Annotated in this window: 18 protein-coding genes and 1 other RNA gene; 8 read left to right on the top strand and 11 right to left on the bottom strand. The window is 59.9% G+C overall.

The genetic code is table 11. The features are described 5' to 3' along the window. Window positions 1–5 precede the first annotated feature (5 nt). The 3 genes from pilV to elbB form a co-directional block, all read right to left on the bottom strand. Window positions 6–554: a type IV pilus modification protein PilV gene (gene pilV / locus ACZZZU_RS16355; RefSeq protein ID WP_463551204.1), complete on the bottom strand. Its 549-nt coding sequence runs from the start codon at window positions 552–554 to the stop codon at window positions 6–8. Between the two features lie 178 nt (window positions 555–732). Further along, the gene (locus ACZZZU_RS16360; RefSeq protein ID WP_463551205.1) at window positions 733–1,263 is read right to left on the bottom strand and encodes a GspH/FimT family pseudopilin; all 531 of its coding nucleotides are present in this window, start codon (window positions 1,261–1,263) and stop codon (window positions 733–735) included. A gap of 69 nt (window positions 1,264–1,332) precedes the next feature. Beyond that, complete coding sequence (gene elbB / locus ACZZZU_RS16365; protein WP_463551206.1) at window positions 1,333–1,998, bottom strand: isoprenoid biosynthesis glyoxalase ElbB; 666 nt, start codon at window positions 1,996–1,998, stop codon at window positions 1,333–1,335. Between the two features lie 317 nt (window positions 1,999–2,315). Between elbB and ACZZZU_RS16370 the strand changes: the two genes are divergently transcribed. Then, window positions 2,316–3,554 carry a sterol desaturase family protein gene (locus ACZZZU_RS16370; protein ID WP_463551207.1) on the top strand — a complete coding sequence of 413 codons (1,239 nt, stop codon included), beginning with the start codon at window positions 2,316–2,318 and terminating at the stop codon, window positions 3,552–3,554. Here ACZZZU_RS16370 and ACZZZU_RS16375 read toward each other — a convergent pair whose 3' ends face one another. Next, on the bottom strand, window positions 3,555–4,109 hold the full coding sequence (locus tag ACZZZU_RS16375; RefSeq protein ID WP_122497447.1) for a DedA family protein: 555 nt from the start codon (window positions 4,107–4,109) through the stop codon (window positions 3,555–3,557). Between the two features lie 209 nt (window positions 4,110–4,318). Between ACZZZU_RS16375 and hemB the strand changes: the two genes are divergently transcribed. Further along, a complete protein-coding gene (hemB, locus tag ACZZZU_RS16380; protein ID WP_463551208.1) occupies window positions 4,319–5,332 on the top strand; it encodes a porphobilinogen synthase in 1,014 nt (337 codons plus the stop codon). A gap of 19 nt (window positions 5,333–5,351) precedes the next feature. Beyond that, window positions 5,352–7,736, top strand: a complete 2,385-nt coding sequence (ppk1, locus tag ACZZZU_RS16385; protein WP_463551209.1) for a polyphosphate kinase 1 — start codon at window positions 5,352–5,354, stop codon at window positions 7,734–7,736. Between the two features lie 130 nt (window positions 7,737–7,866). Here ppk1 and ppx read toward each other — a convergent pair whose 3' ends face one another. Beyond that, window positions 7,867–9,369, bottom strand: a complete 1,503-nt coding sequence (gene ppx / locus ACZZZU_RS16390) for an exopolyphosphatase (RefSeq protein WP_463384539.1) — start codon at window positions 9,367–9,369, stop codon at window positions 7,867–7,869. A 356-nt stretch (window positions 9,370–9,725) separates the two neighbouring features. Between ppx and trxA the strand changes: the two genes are divergently transcribed. The 4 genes from trxA (at window position 9,726) to ACZZZU_RS16410 (ending at window position 14,131) form a co-directional block, all read left to right on the top strand. Next, window positions 9,726–10,052 carry a thioredoxin TrxA gene (gene trxA / locus ACZZZU_RS16395; RefSeq protein ID WP_122449690.1) on the top strand — a complete coding sequence of 109 codons (327 nt, stop codon included), beginning with the start codon at window positions 9,726–9,728 and terminating at the stop codon, window positions 10,050–10,052. A gap of 261 nt (window positions 10,053–10,313) precedes the next feature. After that, complete coding sequence (gene rho, locus ACZZZU_RS16400; protein ID WP_122449691.1) at window positions 10,314–11,573, top strand: transcription termination factor Rho; 1,260 nt, start codon at window positions 10,314–10,316, stop codon at window positions 11,571–11,573. Window positions 11,574–11,696: 123 nt separating this feature from the next. Beyond that, complete coding sequence (ubiD, locus tag ACZZZU_RS16405; RefSeq protein ID WP_463551210.1) at window positions 11,697–13,163, top strand: 4-hydroxy-3-polyprenylbenzoate decarboxylase; 1,467 nt, start codon at window positions 11,697–11,699, stop codon at window positions 13,161–13,163. After that, window positions 13,163–14,131 carry a CDP-6-deoxy-delta-3,4-glucoseen reductase gene (locus tag ACZZZU_RS16410; protein ID WP_463551211.1) on the top strand — a complete coding sequence of 323 codons (969 nt, stop codon included), beginning with the start codon at window positions 13,163–13,165 and terminating at the stop codon, window positions 14,129–14,131. Before ubiD ends, ACZZZU_RS16410 begins: the two co-directional genes overlap by 1 nt. On the opposite strand, the gene ACZZZU_RS16415 is transcribed toward ACZZZU_RS16410, so the two are convergent. Together ACZZZU_RS16415 and ACZZZU_RS16420 are read right to left on the bottom strand one after the other, a co-directional pair. Beyond that, complete coding sequence (locus ACZZZU_RS16415) at window positions 14,128–14,604, bottom strand: sn-glycerol-3-phosphate transporter (RefSeq protein WP_463551212.1); 477 nt, start codon at window positions 14,602–14,604, stop codon at window positions 14,128–14,130. The two genes, ACZZZU_RS16410 and ACZZZU_RS16415, sit on opposite strands and share 4 nt — an antisense overlap. 166 nt (window positions 14,605–14,770) lie before the next feature. Next, a complete protein-coding gene (locus tag ACZZZU_RS16420) occupies window positions 14,771–15,748 on the bottom strand; it encodes an NADPH:quinone oxidoreductase family protein (RefSeq protein ID WP_463551213.1) in 978 nt (325 codons plus the stop codon). A gap of 142 nt (window positions 15,749–15,890) precedes the next feature. Between ACZZZU_RS16420 and ACZZZU_RS16425 the strand changes: the two genes are divergently transcribed. Beyond that, entirely contained in the window at window positions 15,891–16,310 is a 420-nt protein-coding gene (locus ACZZZU_RS16425; protein WP_122497712.1) for a flagellar basal body-associated protein FliL, read from the top strand. 13 nt (window positions 16,311–16,323) lie between these two features. On the opposite strand, the gene ACZZZU_RS16430 is transcribed toward ACZZZU_RS16425, so the two are convergent. From ACZZZU_RS16430 to ssrS, 4 genes are all read right to left on the bottom strand, one after another. After that, window positions 16,324–18,195: a sensor domain-containing diguanylate cyclase gene (locus tag ACZZZU_RS16430; protein ID WP_463384543.1), complete on the bottom strand. Its 1,872-nt coding sequence runs from the start codon at window positions 18,193–18,195 to the stop codon at window positions 16,324–16,326. Window positions 18,196–18,213: 18 nt separating this feature from the next. Continuing rightward, window positions 18,214–18,663 (bottom strand): EVE domain-containing protein, encoded by a 450-nt coding sequence (locus ACZZZU_RS16435; protein ID WP_463551214.1) that lies wholly within the window; start codon window positions 18,661–18,663, stop codon window positions 18,214–18,216. Window positions 18,664–19,002: 339 nt separating this feature from the next. Further along, the gene (locus tag ACZZZU_RS16440; protein WP_463551215.1) at window positions 19,003–19,641 is read right to left on the bottom strand and encodes a 5-formyltetrahydrofolate cyclo-ligase; all 639 of its coding nucleotides are present in this window, start codon (window positions 19,639–19,641) and stop codon (window positions 19,003–19,005) included. A 79-nt stretch (window positions 19,642–19,720) separates the two neighbouring features. Then, window positions 19,721–19,899: non-coding RNA, 6S RNA (ssrS, locus tag ACZZZU_RS16445), on the bottom strand. Between the last annotated feature and the right edge of the window lie 9 nt (window positions 19,900–19,908).

The following is a 19,908-nucleotide window of genomic DNA, read 5'->3' on the forward strand; positions in this document are numbered from 1 at the left end:
CACTCCTACAATTGGCTGCGAATGCGGTGGTGGCAGTACGTTTCGGCGCCCAGACACTCACCGTGCGAGCCCTTCCAGGCCACCTGTACTTCGATGACCGAGCCGCTTGCTGCGCATGTGCCGGGCGTTGGGGCGTGGCATACGTGGGAGGTGCCGTTGGGCAAGTCCTTGGAGCCGGGCAACAGCGTGGCGACTTCGTTTAGCCAGCACCCCAGCTGTGCGGCCGGTTGGGTCGGCGTGGGTCGGCACGTCGAGGCGTTTCCCGGCTGCGGTAGGCCCGCTTGCAAGTAGCGGGTCCAGTGGTCTGGGGCGGCCCTCACCAGTTCCAGCATGTCGTTGGCCAACATGGCCGCCGTGGTGCGTTGCACAGTCTCGGTGGTATAGGCGATCGCCCGGCCTTGCAGGGCGGCCATGCCAAGCATGCCGATGCCGATCAGTAAGGCGGTTATCAGCACTTCCACCAGGCTGAAGCCTGATGCGTTAAACCCAAGAAGTGGGGATGGGCGAGGTGGTGAGTTGCGAGTGGCTGCTGAAACCTTCCATGGACTGTTCATCGTGGCGCTCCCTGTGCCAGTGGTAATCGAGGTGTAGCTCCTTGCTGCACCGATGCTGGTCAGCTCCGGCGGGCGTCTCGATTGTTTACCAATGGCTGAGCGGAAATGCCGGCTGGTTGCATTTCCCCCGTAGGAAGCCTCTTAGCGATTGCTCAGGTCTTGGGCAGCCAAGGTGCATTCAGCGGCACAGCGCGCCGTCGTTCTGACCCGCTTCCAAACCGCTGTTATGGCGGACGCGACCCTGACGGTTGATGACCAGTTGCCAGACCACTGTGTCGTCGCCAGCGCACAGAATGAAGCGCCCGTTGCTGGCGGCGGTGGTGCCGTTGGCCTGATACAGAATGGTTTGGCTGGAGGCGCCCGTTCCGGCCCAGCGTAGGCGGCCGCCGCCTTTTGCGGGCTCGGCTTGGCGGGTGTAGGCGAGCGTGGAGCCGGTCGCTACGTCGCGGATCAACCAGCCTTGGTTCCAGGCGTGATCGCATTGCTGGCCAGTGCTGGACCCGCACAGTTCAACGCGACGCATCAGGCTGATGGCTTCGCTTCGCGTGGTTTTCAGATGGCTTTGCAGGCTGTGGCGGAGATTGTCTTGGCGGTTGTTTTGCACGTGCTGATTGAGGTTGGGCAAGGCCATGCTGCTGACGATTGCCACCAGGCAAAGAATGATCAGCAGCTCGGTCAGGGAAAAACCACGGGCGTGGAAGAGTGGCATAGCGAAACGTCCTTGTTTTTGGGGGCCGTCCTGGCCTTTTAGGGAGCGTGTGAGGTGGGACCGACCGAATCAGGCCTCGCTGTTGCTGAGCTCAAGCACGCGGTCTACGAGCTTGTTGATGCCCGATGCGGCCTCGCTTATCGACTGAGCGCGCATGTAGGCGGGGGTGGTGACGAGCTTGTATTGCGGGTCTTCGACGATGTCATCAACGGCGCATTCTTCATGCTTAGCGCCCATGGTGGCGAGTGCGGCGGCGGTGTCGGCATCGTTGCCAATGGTGCAGATCACGCCGGGGCCGAAGATTTTCGCGGCCATCGCCGGTGCAATACAGATCAGCCCGACCGGTTTGTTCGCGGCGGCGAAGGCTTGCGCCAAGGCCAGCACGTCGGGCTGCACGGTCAGCTGCGCACCATTGACGGCGAAGTCACTAAGGTTTTTCGCAGCGCCGAAGCCGCCAGGAACGATCAGCGCATCGAACTCATCGGCGCTGGCTTCGCGCACGTCTTTGATTTCGCCGCGCACGATGCGGGCCGCTTCCACCAGCACGTTGCGTGTTTCCGGCATTTCGTCGCCGGTCAGGTGGTTGATGACATGGTGTTGAGTGATGTTGGGCGCGAAGCATTGAACGTCGACGCCGCGCTGGTCCAATCGCAGCAGGGTAATCACGCTTTCGTAGATTTCCGCGCCGTCGTAGACGCCGCAGCCAGAAAGAATTACAGCGACTTTTTTGTGCATGGCGATTCCCCTTCCTCGATGGGTTGGCCGAGCGTGCGGCCCTTAGCACGTGGCGCAGCGGCGGGTTCCGGGCGCCTGTTAATGCTTGGCGCCCTCGACCTGCCGTCGCTGCCCGGCTGGTAAAAGTTTGGACCGCAGTTTGCAGGAAACGGCGTTATGAAATTGTCATTTTTGCCGAGCGCCAACCGGTTTCAGAGGCTTCTGTCGTCAAATGCCGCTCGTGTTGTCACCCGACGGTACGAGGTACTACAAGCCTCGGCGCTAGCATCACCCTCTGGTCCCGTAAGTGACCGAACAAAAATAAAGACGGGTGAGTCATGAATTACGTCCTCTATGCGGTTCCTTTTTTCTTTCTGCTGATTGCCCTTGAACTGCTGGCTGATCGTTGGCGCGGCGTTCGCACCTATCGCCTGGCCGATGCCATTAACAGTCTTAGCGCGGGTGTGTTGTCGACGACCGTTGGCTTGCTCACCAAAGTGGTGGGGTTGCTGACGTATACGTTTGCCTGGCAACACTGGGGATTTCTGGAGCTGTCGGCGCAGCAACTGTGGGTGTGGTTGTTCGCGTTTGTGTTCTACGATTTTTGCTACTACTGGAATCACCGCTTGGGTCACGAGCGCAACGTGCTGTGGGCGGCGCACTCGGTGCATCACCAGAGCGAGGAATACAACCTTTCCACCGCATTGCGGCAGACCAGTACGGGCTGGATTTTCGGCTGGATCTTTTATCTGCCGATGGCGTTGTTGGGCATTCCACCGGTAGTGTTTCTGACGGTCGCCGCGCTGAATCTGCTGTATCAATTCTGGGTTCACACGCGGCACGTTCCCAAGCTTGGCTGGTTCGAGTGGGTGTTTATCTCGCCGTCGAACCATCGCGTGCATCATGCTCAGAACGCGGTGTACATGGACCGCAACTACGGTGGCGTTTTCATCGTGTGGGACCGTCTGTTCGGCACATTCCAGGAAGAATTGGATGAGGAACCGGTGGTGTTCGGCGTGACCACGCCGCTGGCGAGCTGGAATCCGCTGTGGGCCAATCTGCAGTTCTATGCGGTGCTCTGGCGTGACGCGGTTAGGGCCGGGTCGTGGTGGGACAAAGGCCGCATCTGGTTTATGCGCACCGGTTGGCGACCGGCCGATGTGGCTGCGAGCTACCCGCTGGCCAAGACCGATCTCGCCGGCTTCGAGAAATTTCATGTGCCGCTGCGTCGATCCGAGCAGGTATATGTCGCGCTGCAATTTGTCGGGTATGTCGCGGCGGGCGGTTTTTTGCTGGCTAATGGCGACACGCAAGCGTTGGGCGTGCTGCTCGCCAGTTGCGCCTGGATGGCGTTTGGCTTGTATGTGCTGGGTGTCTGGCTGGAAAACCGTCCGTACGCGATGGGCCTGGAGGCGCTTCGCTTGCTGCTCAATGCGCCGGCTTTATGGCTGGCGGAGGAGGCGGGTTTGCTGCCGATGAGTGCATGGGGCTGGGGCGTGCTGTTGGGGTACAGCGCTGTCAGCGCTGTGGCATTGCTGATGATAAGTCGTCGGCCGGCTCGCGCCGTGGCGGCGTAATCAGCCCTTGCGGGATTTGAGGTAGCGGCGCAACCACAGCGCCGCACCGAGCAGCAGCAGCGCACCGAGCACCCACAGCTCGTATTTCTTCACGTTGCCCAGAATGCTTTCCATCACCGAGCCGAAATGGAACGAGGCGTAACCCAGCGCCATGGCCCAGACGATGGCGCCGATACCGTTGAGGATGAGGTAGCGCAGCGGCGGGTAGCCGGACAAACCGATCGCCACCGGCATCACCGTGCGCATGCCGTACACAAAGCGGAAGCTCAGTACCCACAAGTCTGGATGACGCTGGATGTAGCCCAGCGCCTTGTCGCCCATCTTCTGCAGCCGCGGTTTGCGCGCCAGTAAACGGCGGCCATGTTTGCGGCCCAGGTAGTACCAGAGTTGGTCGCCGGCATAACTGCCGAAGAAGGCTGTGACCACCACCGCGTTGATGTCCATGTAGCCGCGGAACGCGAGGAAGCCGGCCAAGACCAGAATGGTTTCGCCTTCGAAAAAGGTGCCAAGAAATAAGGCGAGGTAACCGAAGTCCTGCAGGAATTGTTGGAGCATCGTCAGCGTGCACGGCGAAATGAACGCGCAGCCTAACCTGACGGCGCGTCAGGGGAAAGCGTGACGCGTAAGCCCTTAGTCTATTCATAGGCTCATGGCCGTCGGCTGCGGCGCGCGGTCACATAGCTGCCAGCAAGTGTCATTCTTTGGTCATAATGGACGCCTATAACTGTCACGCTAGCCCGCCTGTGCGGGCCCAGGAGTCTGCCGTGAGCTTTACCCCCGCCAATCGTTTGTTTCCCGCCACTCGCCTGCGCCGTAATCGCCGCGACGATTTTTCCCGCCGCCTGGTGCGCGAAAATGTGCTGACCGTTGATGACCTGATCCTGCCGGTATTCGTGCTCGACGGCGAAAACGCCCGCGAAGAAGTCAGCTCGATGCCCGGCGTGGCGCGCTTGTCTATCGATTTGCTGCTCAAGGAAGCTGAAGCCTGGGTGGCCTTGGGTATTCCTGCGGTGGCGCTGTTCCCGGTGACGCCTGCCGAGAAGAAAACCCTCGACGGCCGTGAAGCCTGGAACCCTGACGGTATCGCCCAACGCGCCATTCGCGCGCTGCGTGAAAAATTCCCGGAGCTGGGCGTGATCGCCGACGTCGCCCTCGACCCGTTCACCACCCACGGTCAGGACGGCATTCTCGATGAGCACGGTTACGTGCAAAACGACATCACCGTCGATGCGCTGGTGCGCCAGGCGTTGTCCCACGCTGACGCGGGCGCGCAGGTCGTTGCGCCCTCGGACATGATGGATGGCCGCATTCAGGCGATCCGTGAAGCGCTGGAGCTGGCCGACCACACTAACGTGCGAATCATGGCCTACTCGGCCAAGTACGCCAGCGCCTATTACGGCCCGTTCCGCGACGCGGTCGGCTCGTCGTTGAACTTGGGCAAGGCCAACAAAGCGTCGTACCAGATGGACCCGGCCAACAGCGACGAAGCGCTGCATGAAGTGGCCGCCGACCTGGCTGAAGGCGCCGACATGGTCATGGTTAAACCAGGTATGCCGTACCTCGATATTCTTCACCGGGTGAAGGAGGAATTCCGCGTACCCACCTTTGTCTACCAGGTCAGCGGCGAGTACGCGATGCACATGGCTGCGATTCAGAACGGCTGGCTCAGCGAGGCCGTGATTCTGGAATCGCTGACCGCGTTCAAACGTGCCGGTGCTGATGGCATCCTGACCTACTTCGCCGTGCGTGCGGCGCAACTATTAAAACAAGGGCAGTGAGCCCGTTCGGGAATACGTAATGAACAGCGAAGGACTCAGCAAAGCGGATGAGCTGAAAGACTCAGCCGTTGCGGGACAGGCAGTGATCGAGAAGGCCGCGAGCGGCAAGGCGGCGGAAAAAGCGGCCGTTGAAAAAGTCAGCGTCGACAAGGCCAGTGCCGAAAAGGCGGCCGAGCCCAAGGCAGCAGCTGAAAAAGCCAGCGCCGATAAATCGGGCACTGACAAATCGTCCACTGACAAGCCCGTCGCTGAGCCGGCGCACGAACCGGCTCACGAAGAGCCGATTGCCGCTGCTCCTGAGCCCGCACCAGCGCCGCCGCCGATTCCAGGGTTGGATGACAGCAGCTTGTATATCCATCGCGAGCTGTCGCAGCTGCAGTTCAATATCCGCGTGCTGGAGCAGGCGCTGGATGAGTCGTACCCGTTGCTGGAGCGGCTGAAGTTTCTGCTGATCTTCTCTAGCAACCTCGACGAATTTTTCGAAATTCGCGTGGCCGGGCTGAAGAAACAAATCACCTTCGCCCGCGAACAAGCCGGTGCCGATGGCTTGCAGCCGCACCAAGTGCTTTCGCAGATCAGCACGCTGGTGCACGACCAAGTGCACCGCCAGTACGCGATTCTTAACGACGTGCTGTTTCCCGAGTTGGCCAAGCACAACATCACCTTTATTCGTCGTCGCTACTGGACGACCAAAATCAAAGCGTGGGTGCGCCGTTATTTCCGCGACGAGATCGCGCCGATCATCACGCCCATCGGCCTTGACCCGACGCACCCGTTCCCGTTGTTGGTGAACAAGAGCCTGAACTTCATTGTTGAGCTGGAAGGTATCGATGCCTTCGGCCGCGACTCCGGTCTGGCGATTATTCCGGCACCGCGCCTGTTGCCGCGCGTTATCAAGGTGCCTGAAGAAGTTGGCGGGCCTGGCGATAACCACGTGTTCCTGTCGTCGATGATTCACGCCCACGCGGACGACCTGTTCCAAGGCATGAAAGTGAAGGGTTGCTATCAGTTCCGGCTGACGCGAAACGCCGACCTTTCCCTCGATTCCGAAGACGTGGAAGACCTGGCGCGCGCACTGCGCGGCGAGCTGTTTTCCCGTCGCTACGGTGACGCGGTGCGCCTTGAAGTGGCGGATACCTGCCCGGCGCATCTGGCCGACTACCTGCTCAAACAATTCAGCCTTAGCGAAAGCGAGCTGTACCGCGTTAACGGCCCGGTCAACCTGACGCGGTTGTTCAGCATCACCGGTCTGGACAGCCACCCGGAGCTGCAATACGCGCCCTTTACGCCGGTCATTCCCAAGCTTCTGCAAAACAGCGACAACCTGTTCAACGTGGTCAGCAAGCAAGACATTTTGCTGCTGCACCCGTTTGAATCGTTTACCCCGGTGGTCGACTTGCTGCGCCAAGCCGCCAAAGACCCGCACGTGCTGGCTATCAAACAGACGCTGTACCGCAGCGGCGCCAACTCGGAAATCGTCGATGCGCTGGTCGACGCCGCCCGTAACGGTAAGGAAGTCACGGCGGTCATCGAACTGCGTGCGCGGTTTGACGAGGAATCCAACTTGCAATTGGCCAGCCGGTTACAGGCCGCTGGAGCGGTGGTGATCTACGGGGTGGTGGGCTTTAAGACCCATGCCAAAATGATGCTGATTCTGCGCCGCGAAGCCGGTGAGATCGTGCGTTACGCCCATTTGGGTACCGGTAACTACCATGCCGGCAACGCGCGTCTGTACACCGACTACAGCTTGATCACCTCTGACGACGCACTCTGCGAAGACGTGTCCAAACTGTTCAGTCAGCTGATCGGCATGGGTAAGACCTTGCGCATGAAAAAGCTCCTGCATGCGCCGTTCACCCTGAAGAAAACCCTGCTGGACATGATCGCCCGTGAGACCGCGCTGGCCGCTGAAGGCAAGCCGGCGCACATCATTGCCAAGTTCAACTCGCTGACCGATCCGAAAATTATTCGCGCGTTGTACAAAGCCAGCCAGACCGGCGTGCGCATCGATTTGGTGGTGCGCGGCATGTGCTGCCTGCGTCCGGGTATCGCCGGTGTGTCGCACAACATTCACGTGCGCTCGATCATTGGCCGCTTCCTTGAACACACCCGCGTGTTCTATTTCCTCAACGATTTCGACGAGAAGATTTACCTGTCGAGCGCGGACTGGATGGAGCGCAACTTGGATAAGCGCGTGGAAACCTGCTTCCCGGTCGAAGGCAAAAAGTTGGTTACGCGGGTGAAGAAAGAGCTGGAGTCGTACCTGACCGACAACACTCAAAGCTGGGTGCTGCAGCCGGACGGCCGTTACGTTCGCTCCAGCCCGACCGGCAACCAGAACCCGCGCAGCGCGCAGGCTGGGCTGTTGGAGAAACTGACCAATCCGCCGCTTAGCGTGCGTTGACACTGGCCGTAAACATCGAGGCTGAAGCCTCTCCCACAGGAGCCTGCTTGTTGTGGGAGGGGCTTTGGCTTCGATAATTTTGCACAAGAAAAAGCCGCTCAATTGAGCGGCTTTTTCGTGGCTTAACTCCTCAGCGCACGCTGAGCGTTAGCCCGATGCGTTTGAGCCACTCGGCTTCGGCTTCAAAGTCCGCTTGGGTAAGCGGGTTGGCGGCTAGCCAGCCATCCGGGAACTCAAGGTCGAGGGTGTCGTCGCTAGCCCGCAGCTTCACCTTGGGCATTTCCTGCGTTCCGCGAATGTGGTGGAACAGGATGGCAAAGCGCAGCAGCACGCACAGGCGCATCAGCTTGACGCCGTGGTCACCGAATTCTCCGAACTTGTCTTTGGGAATATTGCGGCGATGGCCGCGTACCAGCAGGGCGAGCATCTGTTGGTCCTGGCGCGAGAAGCCGCCGAGGTCCGAGTGCTCGACCAGGTAAGCGCCGTGCTTGTGGTAGGAGTAGTGGGCGATATCCAGCCCCACTTCGTGCACTTTACTGGCCCAGCTCAACAGCTCGCGGTGCCACTCATCTTCAAGCCCCCAGGAGGCCGCGACGTCATCAAGCGCTTCCAGTGCCTTGGCCTCGACGCGTTGCGCCTGTTCCAGATCGACGTGGTAACGCTCCATCAGCGCGCTCAGGGTGCGCTCGCGAACATCTTCGTGGTGATGGCGACCCAGCAGGTCATACAGCACACCTTCACGCAGCGCGCCCTCGGAGTGGGTCATGGTGTGCAGGTCCATGGCATCGAAGATGGCTTCGAGAATCGCCAAGCCCGCAGGGAAAATGGCGCGGCGGTCGGGCTTGATGCCGTCCATGTCGAGCTTGTCGGCTTCGCCCAGTTTCAACACGCGTCGCTTCAGCCACGCCAGGCCTTCGGCGGTCACTTCGCCATTGCCGTGGCCGCCGGCTTTGATGGCCAGGCCAACCGCGCGAATGGTGCCCGAGGCGCCCACGGCTTCATCCCAGCCGAGGCGGCGCAGACTGTGTTCAATGCCCATCAACTCCAGGCGCGCGGCGGTGTAAGCCTGGGCGTAGCGGGCAGGGGTAATTTTGCCGTCGCGGAAATATCGTTGGGTGAAGCTGACGCAACCCATCTGCAGGCTTTCGCGCAGCAGCGGTTCGAAACGCTGACCGATGATGAACTCGGTGCTGCCGCCGCCGATGTCGGCCACCAGGCGTTTACCGGGGGTGTCGGCCAGGGTGTGGGAGACGCCGAGATAAATAAGCCGCGCTTCTTCGCGCCCGGAAATCACCTCCACCGGATGGCCGAGAATTTCCTCTGCGCGGCGGATAAACACCGAACGGTTGCGAGCTTCGCGCAAGGCATTGGTGCCCACTACGCGCACCGCGCCGGGCGGCAGGCTGTTGGTCAGTTGGGCGAAGCGGCGCAGGCAGTCGAGGCCGCGTTGCATGGCCTCTTCATTCAGCTCGCGTTGTTCATCGATCCCGGCGGCCAGCTGCACCTTTTCGCCCATGCGCTCCAGAATGCGGATCTCGCCGTGATCGGCTTTTGCCAGAACGATATGGAAGCTGTTCGAGCCAAGGTCGATGGCAGCGATCATGGAGAAGTGCTTGGCAGGGCTTTGCGGCATGGTGTGATGGTCTCAGAGCTGTAGCGCGACATCGTGCCACGATCAGGCGATTGCGCCAACGCGACGGGCAATTCGGCAGTGTGTGATGTCGATGCTGGAGTTGTTCTTTATAGCCGCAGGTCGGGCGGTGACAAGGTTTTGGCCGCGCAGTATGCCGGTGCTGTACGTCGTATTTATGACCAATGTCATGCGCCAGGCGTATAGAAACGGAGCAACGGCGGCAGTTTTAAGTTCAATGGGCGATCAGTATTTGCGCGCAGCATGATAGCGAAGCTCAATCGGTCGGCGCTTTCGGTGTTGGCAAAGCCGGGCTATGATGGCGCCACTTTACATCCTTGCGACCCTGGAGAGTTTCCATGAGCGAATTCATCACCCACGTCAGCGACGCCAGCTTTGAACAGGATGTGCTCCAGGCTGATGGCCCGGTTCTGGTCGATTATTGGGCTGAATGGTGCGGCCCGTGCAAAATGATCGCCCCGGTTCTGGACGAGATCGCCCAGACTTACCAAGGCAAACTGAAAATCTGCAAACTGAACATCGACGAGAACCAGGACACTCCGCCTAAATATAACGTGCGTGGTATCCCGACCCTGATGCTGTTCAAGAATGGCGCGGTCGAAGCGACGAAAGTAGGCGCCTTGTCGAAATCGCAGCTGGCTGCGTTCCTCGACAGCAACATCTAAGTCGTAAGGATTTTCTCCTTTGCGCCTGAAAGCCCCGTCCTATGCGGGGCTTTTTCATTGCGCCAGCACTAGACGCTCCGTAAAGCCGATGGTACATTCGGCCTCGCAACGGTTCCTCCGTTGCTCTCTGTAAGCCGTCGCCGACGCATTCCTACTCGATACCTATCGATAAACAAGCAGGCGATCATGCTGCGTTCTCCGCAGTCCGGCCTCATAAGCTAAGCGCTTATTTCCCCTCCTTTTCGAATACGTCATTCCTATATGAATCTGACTGAACTCAAGCAAAAGCCGATTACCGAACTGCTCGAAATGGCCGAACAGATGGGCATAGAAAATATGGCCCGTTCGCGCAAGCAGGACGTGATTTTCTCCCTGTTGAAAAAGCACGCTAAGAGCGGCGAGGAAATCTCCGGTGATGGCGTGCTGGAGATCCTCCAGGACGGCTTCGGCTTCCTTCGTTCCGCCGATGCTTCTTACCTGGCCGGTCCGGACGACATCTACGTTTCACCTAGCCAGATCCGCCGCTTCAATTTGCGCACTGGCGACACCATCGTTGGCAAGATTCGCCCGCCCAAAGAAGGCGAGCGTTACTTCGCGTTGCTCAAGGTCGACACCATCAACTTCGACCGTCCCGAGAACGCCAAGAACAAAATCCTGTTCGAAAACCTCACGCCCTTGTTCCCCAACAAGCGCCTGATCATGGAAGCCGGCAACGGCTCAACTGAAGACCTGACCGGCCGTGTTATCGACCTCTGTGCCCCTATCGGCAAGGGTCAACGCGGTCTGATCGTGGCACCGCCGAAAGCCGGTAAAACGATCATGCTGCAGAACATCGCGGCCAACATCACCCGCAACAACCCTGAGTGCCATCTGATCGTTCTGCTGATCGATGAGCGCCCGGAAGAAGTGACGGAAATGCAGCGCACTGTGCGCGGCGAAGTGGTTGCTTCGACCTTTGACGAGCCGCCAACCCGTCACGTGCAGGTTGCCGAAATGGTGATCGAAAAGGCCAAGCGCCTGGTTGAGCACAAGAAAGACGTGGTCATCCTGCTCGACTCCATCACCCGTCTGGCGCGCGCCTACAACACCGTGATTCCAAGCTCCGGCAAAGTGCTCACCGGTGGTGTTGATGCCCACGCGTTGGAGAAGCCGAAACGTTTCTTCGGTGCGGCGCGAAACATCGAAGAAGGCGGCTCGCTGACCATCATCGCCACCGCGCTGGTTGAAACCGGTTCGAAGATGGATGAAGTGATTTACGAAGAGTTCAAAGGCACCGGCAACATGGAGCTGCCGCTGGACCGTCGCATTGCCGAGAAGCGTGTTTTCCCAGCCATCAACATCAACCGGTCCGGCACGCGCCGCGAAGAGTTGCTGACGGCCGAAGACGAGCTGCAACGCATGTGGATTCTGCGTAAGTTGCTGCACCCGATGGATGAAATCGCCGCTATCGAGTTCTTGCTTGATCGCCTGAAGGCGACCAAAACCAACGACGAGTTCTTCCAGTCGATGAAGCGCAAGTAACATTGTGAAGACAGGCAAAAGCCGGGGAAACCCGGCTTTTTGCTACCTGCGCGGCGCGCATTGTGCGGTGCCAACAGGCTAAACTTTTCACCCTCTCTCGAGCGCCCTAAACGAGGCTCAAGCATGCAGTATCGCGATCTGCGCGACTTTATCCGTGGCCTGGAACAACGTGGCGAGCTCAAACGCATCACCGTGCCCGTCTCGCCCGTGCTGGAAATGACCGAAATCTGCGACCGCACCCTGCGGCGCAAAGGGCCAGCGCTGTTGTTCGAAAACCCGACCGGCTTCGATATGCCGGTACTCGGAAACCTGTTTGGCACGCCTGAGCGTGTGGCGCTCGGCATGGGCGCAGAGGCGGTAAGCGAGCTGCGCGAGATCGGCAAATTGCTGGCATTTCTCAAAGAGCCCGAGCCGCCGAAGGGCCTGAAAGACGCTTGGTCGAAGCTGCCGATTTTCAAAAAAATCATTTCCATGGCGCCCAAGGTGGTGAAAGACGCACCTTGTCAGGAAGTGATCGAAGAAGGCGACGCGGTCGATCTCGGTAACCTGCCGGTGCAAACCTGCTGGCCGGGCGACGTCGGTCCGTTGATCACGTGGGGCCTCACCGTCACCAAAGGGCCGAATAAAGATCGGCAGAACCTCGGCATCTACCGCCAGCAAGTAATCGGCCGCAACAAGGTGATCATGCGCTGGCTCAGCCACCGCGGCGGCGCGCTGGATTTCAAAGAGTGGTGCGATAAGCACCCCGGTCAGCCGTTCCCGGTGGCCGTGGCGTTGGGCGCAGATCCGGCGACCATTCTCGGCGCCGTTACGCCGGTTCCCGACAGCCTTTCCGAATATGCCTTCGCCGGGCTGTTGCGTGGCAACCGCACCGAGTTGATCAAGTGCCGTGGCAGCGAACTGCAAGTGCCGGCCAGTGCCGAAATTGTGTTGGAAGGCGTAATCCATCCGGGCGAAATGGCGGACGAAGGCCCGTATGGCGACCACACCGGCTATTACAACGAGGTGGATCGTTTCCCAGTGTTCACCGTCGAACGTATTACCCGGCGGCAGAAGCCGATTTACCACAGCACCTACACCGGTCGCCCGCCGGATGAACCGGCCATTCTTGGCGTGGCGCTGAATGAAGTGTTTGTGCCGATTCTGCAAAAGCAGTTTCCGGAAATCACCGACTTCTACCTGCCGCCTGAAGGCTGTTCGTACCGCATGGCGGTGGTGACCATGAAGAAGCAATACCCGGGGCATGCCAAACGCGTAATGCTCGGTGTGTGGTCGTTTTTGCGCCAGTTCATGTACACCAAATTCGTTATTGTGACCGACGACGACATCAATGCGCGGGACTGGAACGACGTGATCTGGGCCATTACCACACGCATGGACCCCAAGCGTGACACGGTATTGATCGACAACACACCGATCGACTACCTCGACTTCGCCTCGCCGGTTTCCGGTTTGGGTTCGAAGATGGGCCTGGACGCCACGCACAAATGGCCCGGCGAAACCACGCGTGAATGGGGCCGTGTGATCGTCAAGGATGACGCCGTTACCCAACGCGTCGATGCGATGTGGAAGGACCTTGGAATAGAGTGATGAAAGTAACCCTGCAACCCTCCGGCGCGGTGCTCGACGTAAACCCCGGCGAGCGCATCCTTGATGCCGCCCGGCGTCTGGGCTACGACTGCCCGCAGGCCTGTCGCAACGGCAACTGCCACATCTGCGCGGCGCTGCTGGTGGAGGGCGCCGTGCAGCAAAACGGCGAGGCGCGCACCCAGGGGGAACTGTTCACCTGCCTGGCCGAGCCGCTTGAAGACTGCGTGTTGCATTGGGATGGCGTATTGGCGCCCGGCGAATTGCCGGTGCGCACGCTGCGCTGTCAGGTGGTGGCGTGCACGCCTGTTGGCGGCGATGTGTGGCGGGTGAACCTGCGTGCGCCGGCCGGCAAAGTGCCGCGTTATCACGCAGGGCAATACGTGATGGTGCGCCGGGATGACGGCGAGCAATCGGCGTTTTCCCTCGCTTCGGCGCCTTCTCAAGGGCGCGAGCTGGAGCTGCACATTCTCGGGCGTGAAGACAGTGCGCTGAGCTTGCTGGAACAGCTGCAGCGAGAGCCGATGGTGGAAATCCAGATGCCGTTTGGTGACGCGCACCTAGCCGAGTTGCCCGCTGGGCCGTTGATTCTGATTGCCGCCGGCACCGGCATGGCGCAGATGCACAGCCTGATCGAGCATTGCCGAGCCACCGGCTTTGACTACCCGGTGCACTTGTACTGGGGCGCACGTCGTCCGGAAGATTTTTATCAGTTGCCGCATTGGGCAGATTGGCAGGCGATGCCCAATTTGCACCTGCACCAAGTGGTGAGCGACGTGTGTGGTTGGCAAGGCCGCTGCGGCTTGCTGCACGAAGCCGTACGTGAAGATTTCGCCGATCTGAAACCACTGCATGTTTACGCCAGCGGTTCGCCGATGATGGTGTACGCCACGCTGGATGCGTTGGTGGAAGCAGGAATGGACGCGCACCAGATGCGTGCCGACGTGTTCGCTTACGCGCCGCGCGGTTAGAAGACGCGCCAGCCGATGTTCAGCATCAATGCCGCTGCGCCGAGGATATTTAGCTCGGCGGTGGCGGGGCCGAGATGCATGCCCAGCGCGGGAACGACCGCAGGCGCGACGCCGAAGCGGTTAAGCGGAATTTTGTCGCGATACTCCCCTCGATAGCCATGCAGCAGACCGCCCGTTATTTTCAAGTAGATCGGTAGGCGATCGCTTTCAAAGCGTTTGCCGAAATACGCGTACTGCGTCGGTTGATCAAACGAGTTGCGGAAAAGCCCCACGCCATAGAGCCATGCGTGCGCATCGTCGTATTCGATGCCTATCAGTTTTTGATGATTGGTGTGGTCAGGATCGTCGTGGTAGTGCCGCGTATAGGCGCTGGTCTGGAACTGCCAAAAACTCCGCTGGGACGTTTCCCCGGCGTGCACACATAGAGAAGGAAGCAGCATTAAAGCGGCGAGTAAGGGAATGAATGATTTCATGCTGTGCTCGGGAGGCGTGATGGGCATCGGCGGACGCCGAAAGCCTTTGTACCCGAGGTCGCAGAGCCGAAGAGTCAGCTCGTTTTGTGTGGCGTGTGGCGCCACTCAGCTTTTGATGTGAGACAGAGCGCCGCTTTTGGCGGCGATCTGCCCGATGGTGGGGTGCTTAACGCACCTGCACCACCACTTTGCCAACGGCCTTGCGCTGTCCAAGCGCATTGATCGCGCCGGCCGCATCGGTCAGCGGGAAGGTTTGCGAGACCAGCGGCTTCACTTTGCCTTCTGCGAACCACGTGAAGAGCTGCTCGAAGTTGGCGGCGTTATCGGCTGGTTGACGCTGCGCGAACGCGCCCCAGAACACACCCACCAGGGATGCGCCCTTAAGCAACGTCAGGTTGGCCGGCAGTGAGGGGATAGTGCCGCTGGCGAAACCGACCACCAGGAAGCGACCGTTCCAGGCGATGGAGCGGAAGGCTTCTTCGAACAGGTCGCCGCCGACCGGGTCGTAGATCACGTCCACGCCCTGGCCGCCGGTCAATTCCTTGAGTTTTTCTTTCAGGCCGCCTTCGCTGTAGTTGATCAGCTCGTCGGCGCCGGCCGCTTTGGCCACTTCCAATTTCTCGGCGCTGCTGGCGGCGGCGATGACGCGGGCGCCCATGGCTTTACCGATTTCCACGGCGGCCAGGCCAACGCCACCGGACGCGCCCAATACCAGCAGGGTTTCGCCGGGTTGCAGGTTGGCGCGTTGTTTCAGGGCGTGGATCGAGGTGCCGTACGTCATGCCGAAAGCAGCCGCGCTGGCGAAGTCCATGCCGGCCGGAATCGGCATCACGCTGTAGCCTGCCACCGCCACTTGCTCGGCAAAGCTGCCCCAGCCGGTGAGCGCCATGACGCGGTCGCCGGGTTTTACGTGGGTGACTTTTTCGCCAACGGCCGCCACAACGCCCGCCGCTTCGCCGCCCGGCGAGAACGGGAACGGCGGTTTGAATTGGTACTTGCCTTCAATGATCAGCGTGTCCGGGAAGTTCACGCCAGCGGCATGAACGTCGAGCAGCACTTCGTTCTTTTTCGGTTCCGGGCTGGCGATTTCTTCCAGTACCAGGGTTTCGGCAGGGCCGAAGGCTTTGCACAACACGGCTTTCATTGGAGTGTTCCTCGCAGAGTTATGGCTTGGCAGTGTAGGTGCGTGGTCGCGAGGGTCAACGAGCATGGCCTGGCCTGATAAAGGTGTATAAGCGCCGGGCTATCGCTATGCTAGAGCACATACCCAGTCGAGGATGCGCACTGTGAAAGCTTGGTTTGTAGTGGTGATGGCTCTGTCTCTTCCGTTTGCGGCGTTGGCCAACGAGGAGGGCGGCGGTGAAGGCGAGAAAGAAGGAAAAGAACCTGCGGTGGCTTATATCAGCCTGGTGCCCGCGTTGGTGGGCAACTACGGCACAGGGCCGCGGCTGAAAGTGTTTAAAGCCGACATTGCGCTGCAAGTAAAAGGGAGCGAGGCGGAGGCCAAGGTCGAACACCACGAGCCGCTGATCCGCAATCAGCTGGTGATGCTGTTTTCTCAGCAGACCGACGATGCCATGGGCAACGTCGAGTCAAAAGAAAAGCTGCGCCAGGAAGCCTTGAAGCAAGTGCAGGACGTGCTGACTCAGGAAGAGGGCAAGCCGTTGGTGGACGACCTGCTCTTCAATAACCTCATCGTTCAATAGCACCGCAAGCCGTTCAGGTGGTGGACCACACGCACGTGCAGTTGCGCCCCTGATGCTTGGCCTGGTACAGCGCCTGATCGCTGTGGGCCACCAAACTATCGGGGTGGCCGTCACGGTTCGGCGTAACGGTACTCAGGCCGATACTCGCGGTTAAGCGCGACAGCGGGCTGCCGGGATGCGGCAGCTGCAGCTCGGCCAGCGCCGCATGGATACGTGCAGTGATTACCTCGGCTCCGGCCTGGTCGGTGTTGGCCAGAATCACCGCAAACTCTTCGCCGCCGTACCGGCACACCGCATCGCCATCGCGCAGCAAACAGCCCTGCAACGCCGCCGCCACTTTGCGTAGCGCATCGTCGCCGGCCAGGTGCCCGAGTTGGTCGTTGTAGGCTTTGAAGTGATCGACATCCAACATCAGCAAACTCATCGGCGCACCGATGCGCTGCAAGCGGCGCCATTCGCTGTGCAATTGATGGTCGAAGAAACGGCGGTTATACAGACCCGTGAGGCCGTCGCGCTGGGACAAATGCTGAAGCTGCGCTTCCAGTTGCAGGCGCTCGTTGTTATCGCGCGAAACACCGATCAGGTATTCGTGGCCATTGACCTGCACCAGTTGTGCGCTGATTTCGGCGGGCTGCAGCGTGCCGTTACGCCGGCGCATTTCGCGTTGGAAGATTTTGCCTTGGTTGTCTTGCTGCGCCTGACGCACTAAATCCACCCATGCGTGAAAGCCCAGCAGCAGATTTTCCGGCTGATCGAGCAACTGCTGGCGAAACTCGTCGGCGCTGTAGCCCAGGCTGCTGTAGGTGGCCTTGTTCATGTGCAGAATGTTGCGGTTGTGCGGATCGATGATAAACAACCCGTCGCGGCTGGAGTCGGTGAGGTCGACCACGAGCTGCAAGCGCTCGCGGCTTTCGCGCAGCACTTGCTCGATCAGCTCCCGATTGCCGACTTCTTCGTTTAATCGGCTGTTGCTGGCCAGCAACGCCGAGGCGCGCCGGGCGTTTTCCAATGCCAGCCATAACGCCGCGACCAGCAGGAACGTGGTTGTCAGTCCTGCGATCAACACCACCAGCGGCAGCGGGCTGGCGAGCTGCTGCGCTAATTGCCGCGTGGGATTGAGTTGCAGGGTGAAGTTGCGATTGTTGAGCAGGTGCAGCGGCAGTTCCTGTTGCAGGCCCGCGCTGAAGTCAGCTTGCTCACGGCTGTATAACGGATGGCCGAACTCGGAAAGGCGTACGTTGAAGCCAGCGCTGTCGACCGTGTCGAGCAGCTCATCCATCAGCGGTTGTACGCGGAAGATGGCTTGAACGAAGCCATCGAAGGCGCGGTTTCCCTGTTCGTCGATCACATACAACGGCGTGTACAACGCAAAGCCACGGCCGCCTTGCACCAGTTCGAAACTGTTGGAAAACACCGCCGTGCCCTGGGTCTTGGCCTGCATGGCGAGCAGGTAGTTGGGATGGCCAGGTGTGAGCTGGAAGTTCAACGCCGCTTCATTGCCGGCGATAGGCAGGATCCAGCGCAGCCGTAGGGTGCTGTCTGCCCATTGAATGGCTTGGTAGCCGCGGAAATGGTCGAGCGAAAATCGCGCCTCAAGCTCCCATTCTTCGCGGCTCAAACGGCCCCGATGGTTCCAGCGTTCGGCAAGGCGATAGAGATCCTGCGCCTGGGTGTTCAGGCTGCTTTCCAATTGTCGCGTCAGTAAGCGAGCTTGCGCGGCAACGCGTTCGTTGGCGTGGGCGCGCTCAATGGTAAGCATTTTTTGCCACAGCAGCAGGCTCGCGCCCAATAACGATATGGCCAAAACCACCAACGCCAAGCGAGCACGCCAGGCGGGGCGCACGGTCGGGGGCGACGTGGCGACGTGCAAGCTATGTTGTTCCATGCACCGGGTCCGTGTTGCTTAATGCAGAGCGCAGATTGCCGCCCATTCGCTAGCACTGACTGGCATCACCGAGAGCCGGCTGCCTTTTTTGACCAAGGGTAAATCAACCAGGCCTGGCATTTCACGCAACGTGGCCAGCGGGATCACCTTGGCGAACGCTTCTACAAACTCGACGTCCAGCGCGCTCCATGGATTTTTCTCGGCGCTGGCTTTTGCATCGAAGTAATGGCTGTTCGGGTCGAGCGCGGTTGGGTCTGGGTAGGCTGAAGCAATTATCCGGCCGATCCCCGCGATACCCGGCTCTGGGCAACTGGAGTGATAGAAGAAGAACAGATCGCCGACCGCCATGCTGCGCACGAAGTTGCGAGCCTGGTAATTGCGCACGCCATCCCACCGGGCGTGACCGAGGCGCTGCAGGTCGTGAATGGAAAGTTCTTCAGGTTCGGATTTCATCAGCCAGTGAGGCATGAACTTTGCTCTTCGCTCGTGGGTTACAACATTGTGGGCATTTGCCCACGTCTACGCGACCGCCGGTTGGCGTCGTAATTGCACATGCAGACACCATGCAGGACAATGCCGCCCTGCTGAATGTACCGCTGCCGGACGGCCTAAGAACAAGAAATGCCGCCGGCCATCGTGTGAAATTTGCCTGGAAGGGGGAGGCAATCGATGAAGAAACGTAAACCAGATTTGTTGTGGGTATTAGTCATTTTATTTGGCCTGGGCGTCGTGACCACCGGTTACACCCAGAGTCTTTGGGACCGTCAGAACGAGGCTCCCGTCACGCTATCGCAGCAGCCTTAACCGCTACTCGCCAGGGTTTGTGGACGTCGCAGTGAGTGCGGCGCCCGCATACCACGCTTTATCCGTCACCGTCGCATGCAGCTTCACATCCCAACTGGCCAGCGCCAGGCGATCCACCTTCTGACACTCGTGGGCCAGGCCCAATAATGTCGGCTTGTGCCAATTTTTGCGCCTCTGCAAATACGCCAGACTGCGGTCGTAAAAGCCGCCGCCCATTCCCAAGCGTCCGCCTTCAACATCAAAGCCCACCAACGGCAGCATCACGACGTCCAGCGCCCACAGCTGGCGTTGGCGATTTCGGTTGGCCGTAGGCTCGGCGATGCGGAAACGATTGGGGCGCAAACGCTCATTCGGGCGCACCCGTTGAAACACCATTTTGGTTCGCGGCCATGCACTGAGAACGGGCAAGTACGTGGCTTTGCCGCGCCGTTGTGCGGCGCGCATTAACGGCCGTGGATCAATTTCGCCGTCGGCCGGCAAGTACAAGGCGATATGCCGCGCGCGACGAAACAACGGATGCTGAGCCAACTGGCGATAAAGATTTTCGCTGGCGGCGCGTTGAGCGCTGGCGCTGAGGGCGCGACGGGTTTTGCGCAGTAAGCGACGAAGTTGCGGACGGGAAAGAGAAGCGGCGCTCAGCATGGGATGCTGGCTGCGGTACGCAGGCGCGAACCGGTAGAAGCGGCGTGGCTCAAGGGCGTGAGCACAACGCTAAAAAATAAGACCCCCCGGCGTGCCGCTGTCGGTTTAGCCCTTGAACCCGAAAGTTCAAGGTGGAGGTTGCAGGGAGCGTTAAGGCTTTCCGTCAGGCGGACATGCACACCGGCTCCAACTTGCAACCCCCGGGTTTGTGCGTATCGGCTCAGGGACATCACCGACTGGCGCACACTCCAGGGAGCGGGGGGCAGT

Source organism: Pseudomonas sp. AC136 (genome assembly GCF_979258585.1).